Origin of the sequence: Actinoplanes ianthinogenes (genome assembly GCF_018324205.1) — a bacterium.
Lineage (GTDB): Bacteria > Actinomycetota > Actinomycetes > Mycobacteriales > Micromonosporaceae > Actinoplanes > Actinoplanes ianthinogenes.
Genome location: NZ_AP023356.1, coordinates 9605368 through 9626101 on the forward strand (window position 1 = coordinate 9605368; position 20734 = coordinate 9626101).

Here is a 20734-nt window from a genome sequence, read left to right on the forward strand (position 1 = left end):
CACCACCAGAAAAGTGTTATCCGTCGTCCCGCCCCGCGTCCTCGAAGGGCAACCACGGCTCGATCAGCCCGGGGTCGGCGACGAATCCGGTGACCCGAGCCCGATCCGCGGCGCCGAGCCCGATCCGCCGCAGCCGCTCGCCCCACTCCGGGACCTTCTCCGGCTCGTCGAGAACGGTCGACAACTCGATCAGGGCGGCCAATGCCATCGCCTGCTCGACGGCCGGGGCATCGGCGCCGTGGCGGCGCAGGCCGGAATTCAGCGCCCGGAACGCGGCCAGGTCGTCGGTCTTGAACTCGCGCAGGATCCGGGCGTTGTCGAGCACTTTGGCGAGGCCGGTGAGCTTCTTCGAACCACCGTATTCGAGGTCGCCCGGCTCGTCGCGGCGGATGAAGACGATCGAGTTCCCGGACGGGTCCATCACGGTGAACCGGGACGCACCGGCCCGGAATCGAGTGATCCGTGGCAGCCCTTTGCTGAGCACTTTGCCGTACGCGCCACGCATCCCCTCGGTGAATCGCGCGTGGTATGGCGCGACCGCGTCCACCATCACCAGGCAGCCGCCGGTCCGCTCCTGCGCCGGGTCGATCCCGTCCGCGGCCCGCGCGTAATGCAACGCGAAACCGCTCCATTCAAAAGCCAGATAAAGGTACGGCCGCTGCTGTTCCCAGGTGACCCGGAATCCTAAGGCACGCCAGAATGCCAGCGTCTGATCCGGGTCCGTACAGGGCAACAGCGGAACCGTCGTCTCGTTGGATTCGACCCGCTCGTCGGTCATCGATCGCACCTCGTCGCTCGGCGGATTTCGGTAATGCCGAAGTCTTCCGGAATCCCCACCGAGGCGCACATAGGTTGGCACAAAGCGTCGTTCAGCAGGAAATTCGTCAAAAGGCGTAGCGGATGCCCGTGAGGCGTTCGGAGAGCTGCCACAACTGCGCGGCGGTGGCGGTGTCGCGGATGGCGCGTTCGCGGGTGCGGCGGGTCGGTTCGCCGCGTGTCTGGAGCAGGCCGTCCGGCACGATGTAGCTGCCGCCGGGCAGGTCGGGTGCGGTGGCGGCGTACAGGGAGGTCTTGGCGCCTTCTGGGGCCGGTCGGAACAGGACGCGCATGGCCAGCCCGACCGCGGTCCGGTAGAACCGGCCGCGGCTGCTGTTCGCCCCGCCGGTGAGCACGTTCGTCCTGGTGAAACCAGGGGCGACGGCCATGCTGCGCAGGGCGAGCCCGGCCGCGTCGCAGCGGCGCTGGAGCTCCACGGCGAAGTACAGGTTGGCCCGTTTCGACTGCGTGTAAGCCTTGCCGGCGCGGTAACCGCGCTCGGCGTCGAGGTTGGTCAGGTCCAGGTCGCCGAACCGCTGCCCCTCGCTGCTGACGGTGACCACGCGCGCTTCCGGGGCGGCGCGCAGGTGCGGCAGCAGCAGGCCGGTGAGCGCGAAGGTGCCCAGGTGGTTGACCCCGAACTGCGATTCGAACCCGTCTTCGGTACGCGCGAACGGCACCACCGCGATGCCGGCGTTGTTGACCAGCAGGTCGAGCCGGTCGTGGTCCCAGCCTGCCGCGAACGCCCGGATGGAGGCGAGGCTGCCCAGGTCGACCCGGCGGAGTTCGAGGCGGGCCCCGGGCACCTCGGCTCGCATCCGGTCCAGGGCGTCCCGGCCGCGGCCGGGGTCACGGCAGGCGAGCACCACGTGCATGCCGCGCTGGGCGAGCTCGCGGGCGGTGACGTAGCCGATGCCACTGTTGGCGCCGGTCACCACGGCGACTTTGTTCGCATCCATCGATGTCAGGATCCACCGTGGACGGGCGTACCGAAAGAAGATGAAGCGGACCGGGCGGGATCGAGCGATCCCGCCCGGTCGCGGTCCTGTCGGGTCAGGACCAGCCGGCGCCGACCACCCAACTGACGTCGTCAGCGAACAGGCCGGTGGCGTCGAAGGTGTGCACGCCGCCCTGGCTGGCGATGTAGCCGGTGTTGTTGTAGTGCCGGATGTAGCGGGTCGGATAGTTGAACGAGCGCAGCGCGTTGCCCTGGCCGTTCAGGCCGGCCTGCGGGCAGAAGGTGGCGTCCTGCTTGAAGACGGCGCTGTTGTCGTTGGCGTTGAGGTACAGCTGGAAATTGGAGTGGCGCAGGTAGCTGCCGGCGGTGTCCTTGGACTCGAAGGAGACGCAGCCGCTGTTGGCCAGGCCGGCCCGGACGATGAAGGTGGCCTGGCCCTTCACGGTCGCCGAGCTGGACGAGGTGACCGCCTGGGTGGCCACGCTCGTGCCGGAGTGCGCCAGATAGCGGCCGGTGCAGCAGGCGGTGGTGGCGCGCAGCGACACGGACGAGCCGACGGTGAGCGCCGGGCCGCTGGTCAGCGACGTGGTGGCGTATCCGGCGGCGGTGATGTTGGCCTGGACCGCGTTCTCGGTGGCGTCCGACGGGTATCCGGAGGTCATCACGCCCTCGTAGAACGTGCCCTGCGCGCTGATGCTGTTGTCCCCGCCGATGCCGAGGATGATGGCGCCCTCCTTGTGCATCGGGTTGTAGCCGGACTTGTTCGGCCGCACCCCGCTGTAGAAGGTCGACAGGCCACCGGACTGGGCGTTGCCGCCGCGGATCGACCACTGGTTCGGGCCGCCCTTGAGGGTCGCGGTCAGGAACCGGTGGGTGATGGTGGGGTCGCCCGAGTTGTTGCCGGCGTTGTAGCCGCTGAAGAGGCCGTTCTCCAGGTCGGCCATGATCCACGGGCCGCTGCCGGCGCCGGTGCCCCAGCCGGTGCTGGTGCCGAAGTACAGCGCCTCCATGTGCCCGTTGCCGGTGTCCAGGCTGTTGGTCTCGGCGTTGCCGTAGTCGAAGCAGCAGCCGCCGTTGGAGTGTGTGCCGTCGAAGATCGCGTACATGCCTTCGGGCTGGTCACCGGTGGCGATGCCGTTGGTGTTGTTGTTGCGGTAACCGGTGCCGGGCGAGATCCAGACCCCGTACGCCTTGTGGCCGCCGACCGTGACCGGGGCGCCGGTGGCGCTGGCCAGGTTGTCCTTGCCGCCCACGTCCGGACCCTGGAACCCGCCGGGCGGGGCCTGGGTGAGGTGGTTGCCGCGGCCGGACTGGTCGTAGATGACGGTGATCAGGCAGGTGGTGTTCGCGCAGAAACTGTCCTGGGCAGCGGCGTTGGCCACCCCGCCGGCGCTGAGCGGGGCGATGGTCGTGGTGGCCCCGTCGGAGTTGCGCTTCACCTGGTACAGGGCACCGGTGTAGGCGCCGTAGAGGGCGCGGGTGGTGCTGTGCGCGGCGACGCAGGGGGTGCCGCCGGAGGCGTAGAGGTCACAGGGACCGGTGACGGCCGCCGCGGACGGAGCGGCGTTGACCAGGATGCCGGCGAGCGCGGCGCCGAGGACGGCGGCGCCGGAGACCAGCATGCGGGTTCGCGAGGGCATGGCAGGGCTCTTTCTGTCGGGGGACGCGGCATTGTGAGCGCTAACAGCGACGGGCACACTTCAGGACGAGAGTGTGGTGATCGAAGTGTGTTACCGCTCACAGGGGATACCCCGCAGATTGAAACACTGCTGTAACGCGACTGTCAACGCATCGACGAACGCCACCGCGCGTCATGGACCGGCGGCAGTCCGAACAGCGCGAAGAGTGCCGGATCCACGAACGACACGCTGCGCCGGACCAGCCCACCGGCCACCGTGAACACCTGCACGGAGTGCGCCCGCAGGTCCGGGGCGTAGGCCGCCAGCGCCAGGCTCCCGTTCGCCGGCACCGGCACCATCCGCCAGCCCGGACCGCGCATGGCGAACACCCGCACGATGAACGCCAGGTAGTCCGCGCGCCCGCGCAGCCAGAGCGCGACCGGCGGCATCTCCATCGCCACGTCGTCGGCGAGCAGCCGGGACAGCTCCGGCACGTCGGCGGCCTCGAACGCGGCCAGGTAGCGCTCGACCACCGCCCGCTCCCCCGGGTCGGCCGGCTCGCGCTGCTCGTCGAGCTCCGGTGCGGCCTCGCGCAGGGTGGCACGCGCCCGTTGCAGGCCGCTGTTCACCGACGCGACGCTGGAGTCCAGCACCTCCGCGACCTCGGCGGCGGAGAACTGGAGCACGTCGCGCAGCACCAGCGCGGCGCGCTGCCGGGCGGGCAGCAGCTGAAGTGCCGCGACCCAGGCCAGTCGCAGGCTGGCGCGCTGCTGGGCGGCGTCGGCGGGGTCACCGAGGCGGGCGTCCGGGAACGGCTGGAGCCACGGCACGTCGAGGCTCGGGGTGAGCGGCGCCTGCGGGTCGCCGGGGCCGCCGAGGCCGCTCGGCAGCGGGCGCCGGGCGCGGCCCTCCAGCGCGGTGAGGCAGGCGTTGGTCGCGATGCGGTGCAGCCAGGTGCGCAGCGACGCCTTCCGCGGGTCGAACCGGTCGGCCGCCTTCCACGCCCGCAGCAGGGTCTCCTGCACCAGGTCCTCGGCCTCCTGGACCGAGCCGAGCATCCGGTAGCAGTGCGCCAGCAGGTCGCCGCGGAAAGCCTCGTGCTGCTCCGGTGTCGTCATGGCGATGAGTCTGCCGCCTCCGCTCGGTATGTGGTGGGTGAGAGTTGGATCGCCGAGATTTCAGGGAGCAACGATGGGCGACGTCATCGTCATTCAATTCATCACGCTGGACGGCGTGGTCTCCGACCCGGACGGCCGGGGCGGCACCGGGCACGGCGGCTGGGCGTTCAAGTTCGGGACCGGGCCGGTCGACGGCGACAAGTTCCGGCTCGGCTCGCGGATGGTCGAGGGAGTTCATCTGTACGGGCGACGCACCTGGGAGGCGTTCGCCAAGGTGTGGCCCAGCCGCGACAGCGAATTCGCGGGGCTGATGAACGCCGCGGCCAAGCGGGTCGCCACCCGGACCGGCATCGACGCGGCCGCCTGGTCGAACTCGGCCGCGATCGACGGCGACCCGGTCGCCTGGGTCAAGGAGGAGCGGCAGACCCGTGACGTCGTGGTGATCGGCAGCCTGAGCGTGGTGCGGGCGCTCGCGGCGGCCGATCTGGTCGACGAGTACCGGCTGGTGACCTTCCCGGTGGTGGCCGGGGCCGGTGACCGGTTGTTCGCCGACGGTCAGGGCGCCGACTTCCGGTTCACCACGATCGAACCGGGCTCCGGTGGGGTGACGGCCCTGACCGTGCTGCGCCGGGATCGCTGAGCCCGGCCGGAGCCTCGATCGCGTCCGTGATCGGGGCTCCGGCCCGCACACCCGGACGGATCGCGTTCCTGACGTCCGCCCAGGAGCGGAACGGCACCTCGAAGAGCTTGGCGAAACACCACGCACCGATCAGCGACAGGCCACCGGCGAGCACCGTCGTGGCCGTGAAGGCGACGATTCCGTGGCCCAGCCGTGGGGCCACCACCTTCTGGTCGATCGCGACCACGATCGGCAGGTGGATCAGGTAGAGGCTGTAGGAGAACGAACCCAGCCGCCGCAACGGCGCGGAGTCGAGCAGGCGGATCAGGGCGGGTGGCCGGCCGCTCACAACGGCCAGCAGGAACAGGGTCATCGCCGGGACGACCGCGAGATCGACCCAGTAGTAGTGGTGGACCATCCACCGTGAGCCCTGGTGCAGGACGAGGGCTCCGGCCGGGATGGCGGCCAGCAGTGACAGCGCGGCCCACGGCAGGCGGCGGGCGCCTGCCGCGGCCACGCCGGCCGCCGCGACGCCCGCGGCGAAGGCCGGGACGAGATGCGGGGTCAGCAGGTTGTCGCCCTGCGGCGGTGAGCCGTCGAAGACCATGAAGCCGATCACGAGCACCGGCAGGGTGACGACGGCCAGCATCGCCGCCGGGCCGAGGCGGCGGCACAGGATCAGGAGCAGCGGGAGTACGCCGTACAGCAGCACCTCCACGCCGATCGACCAGAACGCGCCGTTCGGGGTCGGCACCGCGACCAGGTCCTGGAGCAGCAGCGTGTAGACCACCACCGACCCGGCGGTCGGCTCCGGGGAGTACGGCTGGCGGACCACGGTCCACGCGATGACCAGGCTGAACGCGAGGGCGGCCCAGTAGGCGGGGAGGATGCGCCAGGCCCGGCGGCGGGCGTACCGGACCAGGCTGCCCAGCCGCCAGTCGTCGCCGGCCGCCGCCAGGGCCAGCGAGAACCCGGACAGGACCAGGAACAGCACCACCGAGAGCCGGCCGAAGCCGAGCCAGCTCAGCCAATCGGGCCCGCGATAGCGGGGAAAACCGCGGAACGTGTACGCCCAGCAGTGGAACAACATCACGTAGAGGGCGCAGAGTCCACGCAGACCGTCAAGACCGGCCACCCGTTTCCGGTTCACTTCGCAGAGAACGCACAGGCGGCGCACAAGGTTCAATCACGGCCGGGTCAATGCCAGTCGCTGATCGGAAGGTCGTGCGGGGCGGGCGCGCCGGCGCCGGTCTCCACCAGCGCCTTCAAGCTCAGCAGGTAGGTGGCCCACTTGGTGCTGCAATGGTTCATGAACTCGACCGGCTCCTTCCACCCCTGGTGCTCGAACAGGATGATCGTGTAGTCACCGTCCCGGCGCAGCCGCCAGTCGATGGTCGTGCCGATCCACTCCTCGGGGCCGTCGACGACCCGCCAGGTGACCCGCTCGGCCGGCCGGGTCTCCACCACCTCCATGTCGAAGCCGCCCACCGGCGGGAACCGGAACTCCAACCGGCCCCCGAGCCCGCCGTCCCCACTGGTCTTCTCCGTCCACCAGGCAGCCAGCCCGTCGACGGTGGTGAGCGCGTCGTAGACGTCCTCCGGTGCCGCGCCCTTGACGCCGACCCGGTGCAGGATGTCCGCCATCGTGATTCCTCCTCGGTTAGTGCAACCGTTGGTTGCACATCACCGTAGTCACCGGGCCGCCGATACGCAACCTTAGGTTGCGCATCGAGTGGGGGCACGGGCTCAGGTGCGGCTGGCACCCGCCTCCGGACCGGCCAGCCGCTGGGCCAGCCACACCGGGATCACCGACAGCACGATCAGTACGGCCGCGACCACGTTGACCACCGGCGCCTGGTTCGGCCGGAACAGGTTGTTGAAGATCCAGATGGGCAGCGTCGTCACCCCGGGACCGGCCGTGAACGTGGTGACGATGATTTCGTCGAAGGACAGGGCGAAGGCCAGCAGCCCACCGGCCAGCAGCGCCGAGCGGATCAGCGGGAAAGTGACGTACCGGAAAGTCTGTAACGGTGACGCCCCGAGATCCGCCGAGGCGTCCTCCAGATTCGTGCCGGTCCGGCGCAGCCGGGCCAGCACGTTGTTGTAGACCGTGACCACGCAGAACGTGGCGTGCCCGACGATCACCGAGAACATGCCCTTGCTGACCCCGAGGTCACCCATCACCGACCGCCAGGCGCTGTCCAGCGCGATGCCGGTGACGATGCCGGGCAGCGCGATCGGCAGCACGATCAGCAGCGAGACCGTGTCCCGGCCGAAGAACGCGAACCGCTGCACCGCGAACGCCACCATCGTGCCCAGCACCAGCGCGATCGCGGTCGCGCCGAGCCCCGCCCGGATCGAGGTGAGCAGGGCCTGCCGGGCGCCGTCGTTGTCCCAGGCCGCCGCCCACCACCGGGTCGTCCAGTCGTGCGGCGGCCAGGCGAAGGTCCGGTCGCCGTTGAACGAGTTGACCAGCACCAGCAGCAGCGGCACGTAGATGAAGGTCAGCCCGAAGCCCATGAAGACACGCAGCGCCCAGCGGGCCGGTGCGGACAGCGTCACAACTCCTCCAGAGCGCCCGAGCGACGGACCGCGACCAGGTAGATCACCATGATCAGGACGGGGATGGTGGCGATGGCGGCCGCGAACGGCAGGTTGTTGGCCGCCCCGATGTTGGCGTAGACCAGGTTCCCGATCAGCTGCGTCTTCCCGCCGACGATCTGCACGGTGATGTAGTCGCCCAGCGACAGCGAGAACGTGAAGATCGACCCCGCGAAGGTCGAGGGGATCAGGATCGGCACCACCACGGCGCGGAACGTCCGGCCGGCCCGGGCGCCCAGGTCCGCGGACGCCTCCAGCAGCGAGTCCGGCAGTCGCTCCAGGCCCGCGTAGATCGGCAGGATCATGTAGGGCAACCACAGGTACGACAGCACCAGGACGGTGGCGAACAGTCCGTAGCCGGGACCGTTGCCCGGGCCGCCGAGCAGCGTGTCGACCGGCCCGCCGTTCGCCAGGAGGATCCGCCAGGCGTACGCCTTGACCAGGTACGACGCCCACAGCGGGGTGAGGATCGCGATCACCAGCCAGTGCCGCGACCGCGCCGAGGCGACCTTGGCCATGAAGAACGCCATCGGCACCGCCAGGACGATGCAGATGACCGTCACCGCGGCCGCCACTCCCAGGCTGCGCAGGGTGACGGCCCGGTAGACCTCTTCGGACAGGATGGTCCGGAAGTTCGCGAGCGAGAACTGCCGGACCACCCCGCCGGTGAATCCGTTCACGGTCCAGAACGCGGACACCAGCAGCACCGCGAGCGCGCCGAGATAGGCCACGACCAGCCAGAGCAGGGGCGCGGAGAGCAGGCCGGCCAGGCGCAGACGCGGGTGCCGGTGCAGGTACGAACCGAGACTGGTCACGCTATCCCTTGATCGTCGTCCAGGCCTGCGTCCAGGCCGAGTAGTCCTTGCAGGTCACGTCGGTGCGTCCGTCCACACACTGCGCGAGCGGCGTGGTCCAGTACCAGACCTGGTCGAAATACGTCTCGTCGTCCGCGTGGAACGTCGCGCAGTGGTTCTTGTCGGCGGTCTCGCCGCACGACAGCTTGTTCGCCGGCGCCTCGCCGAACCACTCCGCCACCTGCGCGTTGGCCTTCGGCGACACGATGTAGTTCATCCACAGGTAGCCGCAGTTCGGGTGCTTGGCCTTGGACGAGATCATCCAGGTGTCCGACCAGCCGGTCGCACCCTCGCTGGGCAGGATCGCCTCGACCGGCGCCTTGTCGGCCTCGGCCAGGTTCGCGATCACCTGCCACGACGTACCGATCACCGAGTTGCCGGCCTTGAACGCCTGGACCTCCTTGGTGTAATCGGACCAGTACTCGCCGATCGTCTTGTTCTGCTCCTTGAGCAGATCCACCGAAGCCTGGAACTGCTTGTCGTCGAGCGCGTAGGGGTTCTTGATCCCCAGCTCGGGCTTGGTCTTCATCAGGTACAGCGCGGCGTCGGCGATGTAGATCGGCGAGTCGTACGCCGTGATCTTCCCGCTGTACGGCGAGTTGGCGTCGAACACCGCGCCCCACGAGGTCGGCGCCGGCTTGACCGTGTCGGTCCGGTACATCAGCAGGTTGGCGCCGCGCCCGTGCGGAATGCCGTAGGCGACCCCGTCCACCGAGTTCCAGGCCTTGTTCTTCAGGCCGTCGAAGACGTCCTTGTAATTGGCGACCAGATCGGTGTTGACCGGCGCGACGTCCCCGCCGTAGATCAGCCGCAGCGACGCGTCCCCGGACGCCGACACCACGTCGTAGTCGCCGGTCTTCATCAGCGTGACCATCTCGTCCGAGGTCGCCGCCACCTTGTTGTTGACCTGGCAGCCGGTCTCCTTCTCGAACGGCGTCACCCAGTCGACGCTCTTGTCGGTCGACCCGTCCTCGACATACCCGGCCCACGAAACGATAGTGACGGCGCCCTCACCGGTTCCGAGCGACCCCAGCTTGTCGATCTTCGGGACGGCGAGGCCGCCCGGACCGGAGCCGCCGCTCCCGTCACCGCCACCACCGCATGCGGCCAGCAGGAGCATGCCCGCCGCCAGAATCGCCGTTATCCGCATGGTTGTCTCCTTCATAGAACGGTCACGTGGTCGTCGTGCCAGCTCAGCCGGACCCGATGGCCGCGCGCGACCAGCGGGGCGCCGTTGTGGCGGTTCTGGGCGACGGCCACGACGCGGCTGCCCGCGTCGAGGTCGACGACGTATCGGGTGATCGGCCCGGCGTAGACGACCTCGGCGACCACGCCGTTGCCGTCCTCGTCGGCCGTGAGGTCGAGCTTCTCCGGGCGGATCGAGAAGGTGCCCTCGCGGCCCAGCAACGCCGTGGCCACCTCGCCGGTGAACACGTTGGAGGTGCCGACGAAGCCGGCCACGAACGAGCTGGCCGGGTTCTCGTAGACCTCTTCCGGGGTGCCGACCTGGGCGATCGTGCCGGCGTCGAAGACCGCGACCCGGTCGCTCATGGTCAGTGCCTCGTCCTGGTCGTGGGTCACGAAGACGAACGTGATGCCGACCTCGCGCTGGATCGCCTTGAGCTCGACCTGCATCTGCTCACGCAGCTTCAGGTCGAGGGCACCGAGCGGCTCGTCGAGCAGCAGCACTCTCGGCCGGTTGACCAGCGCCCGGGCCAGCGCGACCCGCTGCCGCTGACCGCCGGACATCGCCGACGGCTTACGGCCGCCGAAACCTTCCAGACGTACGGCAGCAAGCGCCTGCTCCGCCCGGTCACGTCGCTCCTTCTTGCCGACCTTGCGCACCTTCAGTCCGTACTCGACGTTCTCCAGCACGCTCAGGTGCGGGAACAACGCGTAGTCCTGGAAGACCGTGTTGACGTCGCGCTCGAACGGCGCCAGCCTCGTCACGTCCCGGCCGGCCAGCTCGACCGTGCCCGCCGTGGGCAGCTCGAACCCGGCGATCATCCGCAACACGGTCGTCTTGCCGGAGCCGGACGGACCGAGCATCGAGAAGAACTCGCCGTCGGCGATCTCCAGATCGACACCGGCCACCGCCTCCACGGCACCGAACGACTTGCGGAGCCCGGTGAGCCGGATCGCTGGGGTGGGTGTGTCGTTCACGCTGATCCTCCGGCCCTTTCCTGCGAGGTGGCGAAAACGTATGGCGTCAGACTTTAAAGGTCAAGGGCGTCCGGTAACGGTCGGGTTAACGGGCATGGGGAACAATCAAGGGCATGGGCACGGACCGGACCAGCACGTCAGCACGGGTGTTCACGCCGCTCGACCCGCACAGCCGCGCGGAGACCGTGGTCCGGCGCCTCACCGACGCGATCACTTTCGGTCTGCTCACCGACGCCGAGCAGCTGCCCAGCGAGGCCGACCTGGCGGCGCAGCTCGGGGTTTCCCGGGTCACCGTCCGGGAAGCACTGGTCACCCTGCGGCAGCAGAACCTGGTGGAGACCCGCCGCGGCCGAGGCGGCGGCAGTTTCGTGCGGGCGCCGGCTGCCGGGCACGCGCCGTCGTTGCGCGCCCGGCTCGCCGCGATGAGCCTGCCCCAGCTGCGCGACACCGCCGACCACTACGCGGCGATCGCCGGCGCCGCGGCACGCCTGGCCGCCCAGCGCGCCGACACGGACGACGTGCGGCGCATCCGGGAGGAGCTCGACGCCCGGGGCCGTCCGCTGCACCGGGTCGAGCGGGCCTTCCACCTGGAGGTCGCCGCGGTCGCCCAGTCCGCCCGGCTGGCACACGAGGAAGTGGCGTTCGCGGCCGAGCTGGGGACCCTGCTCTGGTCACCGATCGTCCCGGCGGACGGCGACGCGTTCGATCCGCATGCCGACCACACGCGGATCGTGGACGCCATCGCCGCGGGCGACGACGACCGGGCACGCCGGCTCACCGAGGACCACGTCGCGAGGGCCGTCGAACGTCTGGTAAACCTGCATCTGACGTTGGTCGACCCGTGACCGCCCCGTCGCACTAGCAAGGTGGGTCCTCGTGGGACAGACGACTCTGGCCGGCCACGTCACGGCGCTCGCGGAGCAGGTCTTCGCGACCGCCGACGCGCTGCGCCGCGACGCCGAGGAGATCTTCGCGGCCGTGGACCACCCGATCATCTCGGCCGATCTGACCCCGCTGCGCCCGCGGGTGATCGCCGCACTCGGCGGCCTGATCACCGGCGCCGGCGTGATCACCGTGCCGCTCACCGACGACCTGCCCGGCCTGGAGTGGTGGATGGGCACCGGCCCGGAGCAGCGTTCCCGCCTGGTGCTCGACGTCGACCCGGACAGCGACACCTTCGTCGACCTGGCCCGCCTCCCGTGGTTCGCGGTCCCGCGCGAGACCGGCCGGCGCCACGTCACCGGCCCCTACGTCGACTATGTCTGCGCCGAGGAGTACACCCTCACCTTCACCGTCCCGGTCCGCGCGGGCGGCGAGGTCACCGGGATAGCCGGCGCGGACGTCACGGTCGGCGACCTGGAGCGCACCCTGCGGCCCGCGATGCGCGCCGCCCACGCCACGGTCGCCCTGGTCAACACGCAGGGCCGGATCATCGCGGGCAGCACCGCTCGGCACGTCACCGGTTCCTTGATCCGCGACCCGCAGATCCGCGCCGCCCTCGGCGTCCGCACCGCCCAGGCCCTGCCCGGCGGCGTCCGCGTCGACCCCTGTCCCGCCCTGCCCCTCGCGGTCATCACCTGGGACCGCGCCTGAGGCTGCCCGCGGGACCTCAGCCGCGCCGCGCGATCAGCAGCGACGAGGTCCACAGCGCGATCGCCGCCGGAAGCCCGACCACCACCCGCACCAGAGCGTCGTCCGATGCGGCGGCATACACGACCGCTCCCACCACGGCCACGGCGATCAGCAGCGCCCCGGTCGCCAGGTAGGTGCGGACGTCGAAAACCCGGGCGAGCGGCAGGAAGTGCAACCCCACGACGAGGCAGACGGCGGCCGGGATGAGACCCGGGTGTCCCGCGCGGACCAGACCGAACACCGCGATCAGGATGAGCACCGCCTGGCCGACATTGACCAGGGTGAAGACCTGTCGCGAGTGCTCCGCGACCCGGCGCGTGGTGCCGCGTGCCACCGACTCGGCGGCCCATCGCAGCGCGACGACCAGCACCGCGATCGCCGTCGCCACGGCCGGCACCGCCAGTCCGATCGCGGCTGCCGCGGGGGAGACGCCAGTGGCCGCGAGAATGGCCCAGAAGAGACCGAAGCCGGTCATCACGAACACGCCCTGGGTGATCCCGTTGCGGCGATTGACGGTGTGTGATTCGGCGGACATCCGGGCACTTTATCGCGGCCCCGAAACACGGTTCCGGGAGCGAATCACGCGACGCCGAGTAACCGCCCCGCCACCATGTGACGGCTATCTCCCCCACCGTCGGCTATCCGGCACCCCGGAGAGCCATTCCGGCCTACCGGGTGCGATCAAGATCTGTCAAGATGACTGCCTTAACGCAGACATTTAAAAATTTGATCGACTCGACAGGCAACTTCTCGGGCTTCAGCCGCGTCTTATGGTGTGCGGCGACCGATGGCGCCGGACGGGACCCCCTCGATTGTGAGAGCCATGATTCAGCGACGTAAGGTCATCATCGGCACACTGGGTGTGGCCGCAGCTGCTACCGCCGCTGGCTGTTCCTCCCACAGCAACAAGGCGAGCGCCGGTGACAACGGCACGACCAACTGGGTCGAGCCGGTCGCCGAGTCGGCCACCGAGCCGTCGGCCGCGCCGGTCACGCTGACCGTGACGCCGGCCCACGGGACCAAAGAGGTCTCCCCGGTCAATCCGATCACCGTGGCCGCTTCGAACGGCACGCTCCAGTCGGTCACCGTCACCACCGGCAAGACCAAGGTCGAGGGCGCCATGCAGTCCGACGGCAGCTGGCAGTCGACCGAGGAGCTCGACTACAGCAAGACCTACAAGGTGGTCGCGACCACCAGCGACAGCACCGGCACGTCCGCCGCGCACACCTCGACGTTCAGCACCATCAAGCCGGACAACCTGGTCAAGGTGACGTTCCAGGCGAATGCCATGACGTCCCTCAAGACCGGCGGGACCTACGGCGCCGGTCAGCCCGTGATCATCGCGTTCAGCCGCTCGGTCAACAAGAAGGCGGCCGAGAAGGCCATCGAGATCACCACGTCGCCGTCCGTCGAGGGCAAGTTCTACTGGGCGAGCGACCAGACCGTGCACTGGCGCCCCGCGAAGTACTGGGCCAAGGGCACCACCATCAAGGTGAAGGTCAACGGCTTCGGCACGAAGCTGGGCAAGGGTGTCTACGGGGCGAAGAACTCGTCCACCCACTTCACCATCGGCCGCCAGCTGATCGCGCTCGCCGACACCCGCACCCACATGACGAAGGTGTACATCGACGGCAAGCTGGTCCGCACCATGAAGAGCAGCTTCGGCAAGGGTGGCGGCACCACCGGCGCGCAGGGGCAGAAGGTGAGCTTCTGGACCGCCGGCGGCCCGCACGTCGTGCTGTCCAAGGAGCGCAAGCACAGCATGAGCTCGGCCAGCTACGGCGTCACCGACCCGAACGACCCGAATTACTACGACTCCCCCGACATCGAGTACTGCACCCGGATCAGCTACTCGGGCGAGTTCCTGCATGCCGCCCCGTGGAACGGTCAGCTCGGCCAGGCGAACCGGTCGCACGGCTGTGTGAACCTGAGCACCAAGGACGCGCTGTGGGTGTACAACACCTTCATCCTCGGCGACATCGTCGACGTCAAGCACAGCCCGCGTGATCTGGAGATCTGGAACGGTCTCGGCGACTGGACGGTGCCCTTCGACAAGTACGGCGCCTGATCCTCGCTCCGGCGTGACGTTACAGTTGCTCCGAAAGATCCGCAGGTAGCGGATCTGCGGGGCGATGAGGACGGAACGTGAGTCAGAGTGTGCTGGCGTCAGCGGCGGGTGTGGCAGCGCAGGCGGGCAGGCGACGAACGTTCGCGGTGATCTCGCACCCGGACGCCGGCAAGTCGACGATGACCGAGGCGCTCGCGCTGCACGCCCGGGTGATCGGGCAGGCCGGGGCGGTGCACGGCAAGGGTGACCGCAAGGGCGTCGTCTCCGACTGGATGGCGATGGAGCAGCAGCGCGGCATCTCGGTGACGTCGGCCGCGCTCCAGTTCTCCTACGGCGACGCGGTGATCAACCTGCTGGACACCCCGGGTCACGCGGACTTCTCCGAGGACACCTACCGCGTGCTGACCGCGGTGGACAGCGCGGTGATGCTGCTCGACGCCGCCAAGGGCCTGGAGCCGCAGACGCTGAAGCTGTTCGAGGTGTGCCGGCAGCGCAGCATCCCGGTGCTGACGTTCATCAACAAGTGGGACCGGCCCGGCCTGGACCCGCTCGCGCTGATGGACGAGATCGAGCAGCGGATCGGCCTGCGCCCGACGCCGCTGACCTGGCCGGTCGGCCCGGCCGGGCAGTTCCACGGGGTGATCGACCGGCGGACCGGCACGTTCATCCGGATGCAGCGCTCCCCCGGCGGCGCCGACCTGGCGATCGAGCAGGAGATGTCCGCCGACGAGGCGAAAACCCTTTTCGGTACGGACTGGGACACCGCCGTGGAGGAGCTGGACCTGCTGGAACTGACCGGCGCGGACCACGACCAGGAGGGCTTCCTCGCGGCGACCACCACGCCGGTGCTGTTCGGGGCGGCGGTGGCGAATCTGGGCGTACGTCAGCTTCTTGATGTTCTCCTGGAAATGGCGCCACCGCCGGCTGCCCGGCCCACCACGTCCGGCACCGAGCAGCCGGTCGAGGCGAACTTCTCCGGCTTCGTCTTCAAGATCCAGGCGAACATGAACCGGGCGCACCGTGACCAGGTGGCCTTCGTCCGGATCAACTCCGGCAAGTTCGAGCGCGGCATGATCGTCACGCACGGCGGCAGTGGCCGGCCGTTCACCACGAAGTACGCCCAGCAGATGTTCGGGCAGGACCGCGACACGATCGACGAGGCGTACCCGGGTGACGTGGTCGGCCTGGTCAACGCGACCGCCCTGGCCATCGGCGACACCCTGTACGTCGGCAAGCCGGTGCAGTACCCGCAGCTGCCGTCGTTCCCGCCGGAGCACTTCGCCGTGGTGCGCACCACCGACACGTCGGCGTTCAAGCGCTTCCGGCGCGGCATCGAGCAGCTCGACGCCGAGGGTGTGGTGCAGGTGTTGCGCTCCGACCAGCGTGGTGACCAGTCGCCGGTGCTGGCGGCGGTCGGTCCGATGCAGTTCGAGGTCGCCACGTTCCGGCTGGAGAGCGAGTTCGGCGTCAAGGTGCAGGTCGACCACCTGCCCTACGAGACGACGGCGAAGACCGACGCGGACGGCCGGGAGATCCTGCGCGGCGAGGCGGGCGTCGAGGTGATGACCCGGGTCCGCGACGACGCGCTGCTGGCCCTGTTCACCAACAAGTGGCGGATGCGCTCGGTCGCCGGCCGCCACCCGGACCTCAAACTCGACTGACGGGTTCCGTCCGCACCGGCCCTCCAGCAAGGGCCGGTGCGGACGTCTCGACAGCGCCTATATACCGAGTATGCTACTGAGCATCCGACCGAGGACGGTGGCGACGTGAGCATTCGGCACGCACTGTTGGCGCTGCTCAGCGAGGGGCCGAAATACGGGCTTCAGCTGCGCGAGGAGTTCGAGGCCCGGACCGGGGAGGTGTGGCCGCTCAACGTCGGCCAGGTCTATCAGACCTTGCAGCGGCTGGAGCGGGACGGCCTCGTCCAGTCCGACGACGACGCGGAGCCCGGGCCGCAGAAGGGTTTCCGGATCACCGACGGCGGTGCCGCGGAGCTGGCCGGGTGGCTGCGCACGCCGCCCGACCTGGGCGCGCCGCCGCGGGACGAGCTGGTGATCAAGGTGTTGATCGCGGTCCGGCTGCCCGGGGTGGACGTGCACGAGGTGATCCAGGCGCACCGGCGTCACGTCGTCGAGCTGATGCAGCAGTGGACCCGGCTCAAGGAGGAGGACGCCGAGCACGACCTGCCGCTGGCCCTCGCCGTCGACGCCGAGCTGTTCCGGCTGGACTCGGTCGTACGGTGGCTGGACACCGCGGACGGCCGCATCAAGCGAGCGGCCCTCGCGCCACCGCCTCCCTCGGCGCCGGCGGCGCCGCAGTTGCGGCGCCGGGCAGGGGTCCGGCGATGAGCGGCGTGCTGGAGCTGCGGCAGGTGTCGAAGACCTACCGCGACGGCGACGACGAGGTGCACGCGCTGCGCGAGGTCGACCTGAGCGTCGCGGCCGGCACCATGGTCGCGGTGATGGGACCCAGCGGGTCGGGCAAGAGCACGCTGCTGACCATCGCGGGCGCCCTCGAGTCCCCGACGTCGGGTGAGGTGTCGGTCGGCGGGCTGGCCTTCTCCGGACTGTCCCGCGACGACCGGAGCCGCCTGCGGCGGCAGGCCATCGGGTACGTGTTCCAGGACTTCAACCTGCTGCCGGGCCTGACCGCCGCGGAGAACGTGGCACTGCCCCTGGAGCTCGACGGCCGGCCGGCCCGCAAGGCCCGCACCGCCGGCCTGGACGCCTTGCGGGAGCTGGGGCTCGGCGACCGGGCCGCCCGCTTCCCCGATCAGCTGTCCGGTGGTGAGCGGCAGCGGGTCGCGATCGCCCGGGCGGTGGTCGGCGACCGGCGGCTGCTGCTGGCCGACGAGCCGACCGGCGCGCTCGACACCGCCACCGGCGAGGCGGTGATGCGGCTGCTGCTGACCGCCTGCCGGCGCGGCTTGGCGGTCGTGGTGGTCACCCACGACGCACAGCTCGCCTCCTGGGCGGACCGGGTGGTGTTCATCCGCGACGGCCGGATCGTCGACGGGACCGGAGCGCGGCCGGGACCGGACGTGCTGCTCAGCGAGGAGGCGGCGGGATGAGCACCGCGGTGCGGGACCGGCCGCTGGTGCTCGACCGGAGCAGCGGCGGGCTGCCGGCCCGGCGGGCGGTGGTGCGCTGGGCGTGGCGGCTGTTCCGGCGCGAGTGGCGGCAGCAGTCGCTGATCCTGGCGCTGCTGCTGGTGGCGGTGGCGGCGACGACGGCCGGGCTGGGGCTGGCGAGCAATGCGTACGGCGGGCAGGCGTCGACCTTCGGCACCGCCGACCGCCTGGTCTCGCTGAGCAGCAGCGGCGCTCAGCGGGCGGCCGACGTCGACCGGCTGCGCGGCACGTTCGGGGCCGCCGAGCTGATCGAGCATCAGCAGGTTCCGGTGCCGGGCTCGGTGACTCCGATCGACCTGCGCGCCCAGGATCCGCACGGGCCGTTCGGCGCACCCACGCTGCGGCTGGACCGGGGGCGGTTTCCGCAGGGCGCGGGCGAGGTCGCGGTCACCGCGGACGTGGCACGGATCTTCGGGGTGCCGGTCGGCGGGACCTGGCAGGACCGGACCGTGGTCGGCCTGGTGGAGAACCCGCTCGATCTGCGGGAGCGGTTCGGTCTCGTGGCGCCCGGGCAACTGACCGGGACCACGACGGCGACGGTGCTGGTCCGCGTCGGTTCGGCCGACCCGGCGTTCCCGGACGGCGCCTCGGTGGACGTCCGCAGCGACGGGACGGACAACGGCAGCGTCGTGGTGCTGCTGCTCGGCACGATCGGGCTGTTCTTCGCCGGGCTGCTCGCGGTGGCCGGGTTCACCGTGCTCGCCCAGCGGCGGCTGCGCTCACTCGGCATGCTCGGCGCGGTCGGCGCCGCACGCGGCCACGTGCGCCTGGTGCTGCTGGCCGACGGGGCGGTGATCGGGACGGCCGGCGGGCTGGCCGGGGCCGCGGTCGGCGTGATCGCCTGGTTCCTGCTGAGCCCGCGGGCCGAGGCCCTGGTCGGGCACCGCTTCGACCGGTTCCACCTGCCGTGGCTCGCGGTGCTGGCCGTGGTGCTGCTGGCCATCGTCACCGCGGTCGCGGCCGCGTGGTGGCCGGCCCGCTCGGCGGCGCGGATCTCCGTGGTGGCCGCGCTGTCGGCGCGCCCGGCGCGGCCCCGGCCGGCACATCGGTTCGCCGCGGCGGGGACGGTCGTGCTGGCCGGCGGGCTCGGGGCGCTGGTGCTGGCGGAGCAGGTGAAACCGGCGTACATCGTCGGCGGGGTGGTCGCCACCGCGCTGGGCCTGCTGCTGCTCGCGCCGCTCGGGATCGCCGCGCTCGGCCGACTCGCCCGGTTTGCCCCGGTGGCGGCCCGGCTGGCGATGCGCGACCTGGCCCGTTACCGGGCCAGGTCGAGCGCGGCGCTCGCTGCGATCGGGCTGGCCGTGGGCATCGCGGCGGTGATCACGCTGAGCGCCGCGGTCTCGGTGGCCAGGGCCGCGGCGCCGACCGGTGGGAACCTGCCGGCCGACCAGGTGGTGATCTGGCTGTCCCCGGACGGGCGGGACGGGTCGGTGCCGGCGCCGGGCGCCCTGCCCACGGCGCCGGTCGCCGCGATCGGCGCCGGCCTGCACGCCACCGGCACGCTGGCGCTCCAGCTGGCCGTGGACCCGGCCGCACCGCAGATGAGGGACGGCGGCGGACGGGAGCCGGCCCGGCTGGCGATCCCGCACCCGGTGGTGCGTGACGGGCGGACGGGTGTCGAATACCGCAGCGCCGAGGCGGTGCTGCTGTACGTGGCCACCCCGGAGCTGCTCCAGCGATACGGCATCGACCCGGCGAGCATCGAGTCCGACACCGACATCGTCAGCTCCCGCACCGACCTCGCCGGTTACCGCGTGGCCCTCGGCCGGCGCGACACCTGGCGGCCGAAGATCCAGCACGCCGCACTGCCGGCCTACCCGTCGCTGCCCACCACACTGATCACCGGCCACGCGGTGCGGGCGCTGCACCTCACCCCGGTCACGGCCGGCTGGCTGGTCCAGGCGCCGGGAGCGTTGAGCCAGGCGGACATCGACCGGGCGCGCCAGGCCGCCGGGGCCGCCGGGCTCACCGTCGAGTCCCGACCGACCGGTGCCGAGATCGCGCGGCTGGCGGACTATGCGACCGCGGCCGGGATCGCGGTGGCGCTCGGCGTGCTGGCCATGACGGTCGGGCTGATCCGCAGCGAGACGGCCCGGGACCTGCGGACGCTGACGGCGGCCGGTGCCCGGCGGCGGACCCGGCGGGCGCTGACGGGGGCGACCGCCGGGTCCCTGGCCCTGCTCGGGGCGGCGCTCGGGACGGCGGGCGCTTACCTGGCTCTGCTGGCCTGGCACCACAAGGATCCACATTGGCTGACCCACGTGCCGGTGCCGCAGCTGGCCGCGATCCTGATCGGGCTGCCGGTGGCCGGTTACCTCGGCGCCTGGCTGCTCGCCGGGACGGAGCCGGACGCGCTGGCCCGCCAGCCACTGGACTGATCCGCCAGCGCCCGGGAGATCGCCCGGGCGCTCGATCGCACCAACGGCGACAGTGCGTGCGGTGAGAACGAGCCGTACCGCACCACCAGCGAGACCGCCGCGACCACGGAACCGTGCGGGTCCCGGATCGGCGCCGCCACCGACAGCGCGTCCACCGTCACCTGCCGATCGCTGACCGCGAAGCCGTTGGTCCGTACGTCGGCCAGCATCCGCAGCAGCACCTGCGGATCCGTCACCGTGTACGGCGTGAACCGCTCCACCGGCGCCGCCAGGATCTCCTGCTGCACCTCGCGCGGCGCGTGCGCCAGCAGCACCAGCCCCACCCCGGTCACCGACAGCGCGAACCGTCCACCCACCCGGGTGTGCACCGGCACCGCCCGGCTCCCGGCGATCCGCTCCACGAAGACCAGCTCGTTGCCCTCCCGGACGGCCAGCTGCACGTTCTCGTGGGTCACCTGGGACAGATCCTCCAGATAGGGCAACGCCCGCTCGCGCAGCCCCTGCCCGCGCGGCGCCAGCGCGGCCACCTCCCACAACCGCAGCCCGACGCGGTAGCAGCCGGCGGCGTCCCGCTCCAGCGCACCCCACGCGACCAGCTCCCCGGCCAGCCGGTGCACCGTCGACAGCGGCAGCCCGGAGCGCCGCGCCACGTCGGTCAGCGTCAGCGAGGTGTGCCGCGGCCCGAACGCCTCGAAGATCCGCAAAGCCCGGCTGAGCACCGGCCCGGTCACCGGACGCCGCCCACCGTTCCCCATCGACCGATGATGACACCTTCCGA

At 70.8% G+C, this 20734-nt stretch carries 20 protein-coding genes; 8 read left to right on the forward strand and 12 right to left on the reverse strand.

Annotated features, from left to right (window positions below; translation table 11 throughout):
• Window positions 1-16 precede the first annotated feature (16 nt).
• From Aiant_RS43850 to Aiant_RS43865, 4 genes are all read right to left on the reverse strand, one after another.
• A complete protein-coding gene (locus Aiant_RS43850) occupies window positions 17-778 on the reverse strand; it encodes a VOC family protein (protein WP_189330533.1) in 762 nt (253 codons plus the stop codon).
• A gap of 106 nt (window positions 779-884) precedes the next feature.
• Window positions 885-1775: an oxidoreductase gene (locus Aiant_RS43855; protein ID WP_189330534.1), complete on the reverse strand. Its 891-nt coding sequence runs from the start codon at window positions 1773-1775 to the stop codon at window positions 885-887.
• Between the two features lie 94 nt (window positions 1776-1869).
• Window positions 1870-3414: an alpha-L-arabinofuranosidase B gene (locus tag Aiant_RS43860; RefSeq protein WP_189330535.1), complete on the reverse strand. Its 1545-nt coding sequence runs from the start codon at window positions 3412-3414 to the stop codon at window positions 1870-1872.
• A gap of 143 nt (window positions 3415-3557) precedes the next feature.
• Window positions 3558-4511, reverse strand: coding sequence for a sigma-70 family RNA polymerase sigma factor (locus tag Aiant_RS43865; protein ID WP_189330536.1), 954 nt, complete (start codon window positions 4509-4511; stop codon window positions 3558-3560).
• A gap of 73 nt (window positions 4512-4584) precedes the next feature.
• On the opposite strand from Aiant_RS43865, the gene Aiant_RS43870 reads away from it, so the two are divergent.
• Window positions 4585-5151, forward strand: coding sequence for a dihydrofolate reductase family protein (locus Aiant_RS43870; RefSeq protein ID WP_189330537.1), 567 nt, complete (start codon window positions 4585-4587; stop codon window positions 5149-5151).
• Here Aiant_RS43870 and Aiant_RS43875 read toward each other — a convergent pair.
• From Aiant_RS43875 to Aiant_RS43900, 6 genes are all read right to left on the reverse strand, one after another.
• On the reverse strand, window positions 5087-6280 hold the full coding sequence (locus tag Aiant_RS43875; RefSeq protein WP_212846835.1) for an acyltransferase family protein: 1194 nt from the start codon (window positions 6278-6280) through the stop codon (window positions 5087-5089). The genes Aiant_RS43870 and Aiant_RS43875 overlap by 65 nt on opposite strands.
• A gap of 47 nt (window positions 6281-6327) precedes the next feature.
• Window positions 6328-6774, reverse strand: a complete 447-nt coding sequence (locus tag Aiant_RS43880; RefSeq protein ID WP_189330538.1) for an SRPBCC family protein — start codon at window positions 6772-6774, stop codon at window positions 6328-6330.
• A gap of 102 nt (window positions 6775-6876) precedes the next feature.
• The gene (locus Aiant_RS43885) at window positions 6877-7692 is read right to left on the reverse strand and encodes an ABC transporter permease (protein ID WP_189330539.1); all 816 of its coding nucleotides are present in this window, start codon (window positions 7690-7692) and stop codon (window positions 6877-6879) included.
• The gene (locus Aiant_RS43890; RefSeq protein ID WP_189330540.1) at window positions 7689-8546 is read right to left on the reverse strand and encodes an ABC transporter permease; all 858 of its coding nucleotides are present in this window, start codon (window positions 8544-8546) and stop codon (window positions 7689-7691) included. Before Aiant_RS43890 ends, Aiant_RS43885 begins: the two co-directional genes overlap by 4 nt.
• A 1-nt stretch (window position 8547) precedes the next feature.
• Window positions 8548-9735 (reverse strand): ABC transporter substrate-binding protein, encoded by a 1188-nt coding sequence (locus tag Aiant_RS43895; protein WP_229830009.1) that lies wholly within the window; start codon window positions 9733-9735, stop codon window positions 8548-8550.
• An 11-nt stretch (window positions 9736-9746) separates the two neighbouring features.
• Window positions 9747-10748, reverse strand: a complete 1002-nt coding sequence (locus Aiant_RS43900) for an ABC transporter ATP-binding protein (protein WP_212846836.1) — start codon at window positions 10746-10748, stop codon at window positions 9747-9749.
• Between the two features lie 113 nt (window positions 10749-10861).
• Between Aiant_RS43900 and Aiant_RS43905 the strand changes: the two genes are divergently transcribed.
• A complete protein-coding gene (locus Aiant_RS43905) occupies window positions 10862-11593 on the forward strand; it encodes a FadR/GntR family transcriptional regulator (protein WP_189330542.1) in 732 nt (243 codons plus the stop codon).
• A gap of 31 nt (window positions 11594-11624) precedes the next feature.
• Window positions 11625-12341 carry a PDC sensor domain-containing protein gene (locus tag Aiant_RS43910; protein ID WP_189330543.1) on the forward strand — a complete coding sequence of 239 codons (717 nt, stop codon included), beginning with the start codon at window positions 11625-11627 and terminating at the stop codon, window positions 12339-12341.
• 16 nt (window positions 12342-12357) lie between these two features.
• Here Aiant_RS43910 and Aiant_RS46375 read toward each other — a convergent pair whose 3' ends face one another.
• Window positions 12358-12915 carry a hypothetical protein gene (locus Aiant_RS46375; protein ID WP_189330544.1) on the reverse strand — a complete coding sequence of 186 codons (558 nt, stop codon included), beginning with the start codon at window positions 12913-12915 and terminating at the stop codon, window positions 12358-12360.
• A gap of 288 nt (window positions 12916-13203) precedes the next feature.
• On the opposite strand from Aiant_RS46375, the gene Aiant_RS43920 reads away from it, so the two are divergent.
• The 5 genes from Aiant_RS43920 to Aiant_RS43940 all read left to right on the forward strand — a co-directional run bounded on the left by Aiant_RS43920 (window position 13204) and on the right by Aiant_RS43940 (window position 19956).
• Window positions 13204-14448 (forward strand): L,D-transpeptidase, encoded by a 1245-nt coding sequence (locus Aiant_RS43920; protein WP_189330545.1) that lies wholly within the window; start codon window positions 13204-13206, stop codon window positions 14446-14448.
• Between the two features lie 77 nt (window positions 14449-14525).
• Entirely contained in the window at window positions 14526-16109 is a 1584-nt protein-coding gene (locus Aiant_RS43925) for a peptide chain release factor 3 (RefSeq protein ID WP_189330546.1), read from the forward strand.
• Window positions 16110-16214: 105 nt separating this feature from the next.
• A complete protein-coding gene (locus tag Aiant_RS43930) occupies window positions 16215-16796 on the forward strand; it encodes a PadR family transcriptional regulator (protein WP_189330547.1) in 582 nt (193 codons plus the stop codon).
• Window positions 16793-17518, forward strand: coding sequence for an ABC transporter ATP-binding protein (locus tag Aiant_RS43935; protein WP_189330548.1), 726 nt, complete (start codon window positions 16793-16795; stop codon window positions 17516-17518). The genes Aiant_RS43930 and Aiant_RS43935 overlap by 4 nt, the downstream gene beginning before the upstream one ends.
• Window positions 17515-19956, forward strand: coding sequence for an FtsX-like permease family protein (locus Aiant_RS43940; protein ID WP_189330549.1), 2442 nt, complete (start codon window positions 17515-17517; stop codon window positions 19954-19956). Before Aiant_RS43935 ends, Aiant_RS43940 begins: the two co-directional genes overlap by 4 nt.
• Here Aiant_RS43940 and Aiant_RS43945 read toward each other — a convergent pair.
• Entirely contained in the window at window positions 19890-20711 is an 822-nt protein-coding gene (locus Aiant_RS43945; RefSeq protein ID WP_189330550.1) for an IclR family transcriptional regulator, read from the reverse strand. The two genes, Aiant_RS43940 and Aiant_RS43945, sit on opposite strands and share 67 nt — an antisense overlap.
• Window positions 20712-20734 lie beyond the last annotated feature (23 nt).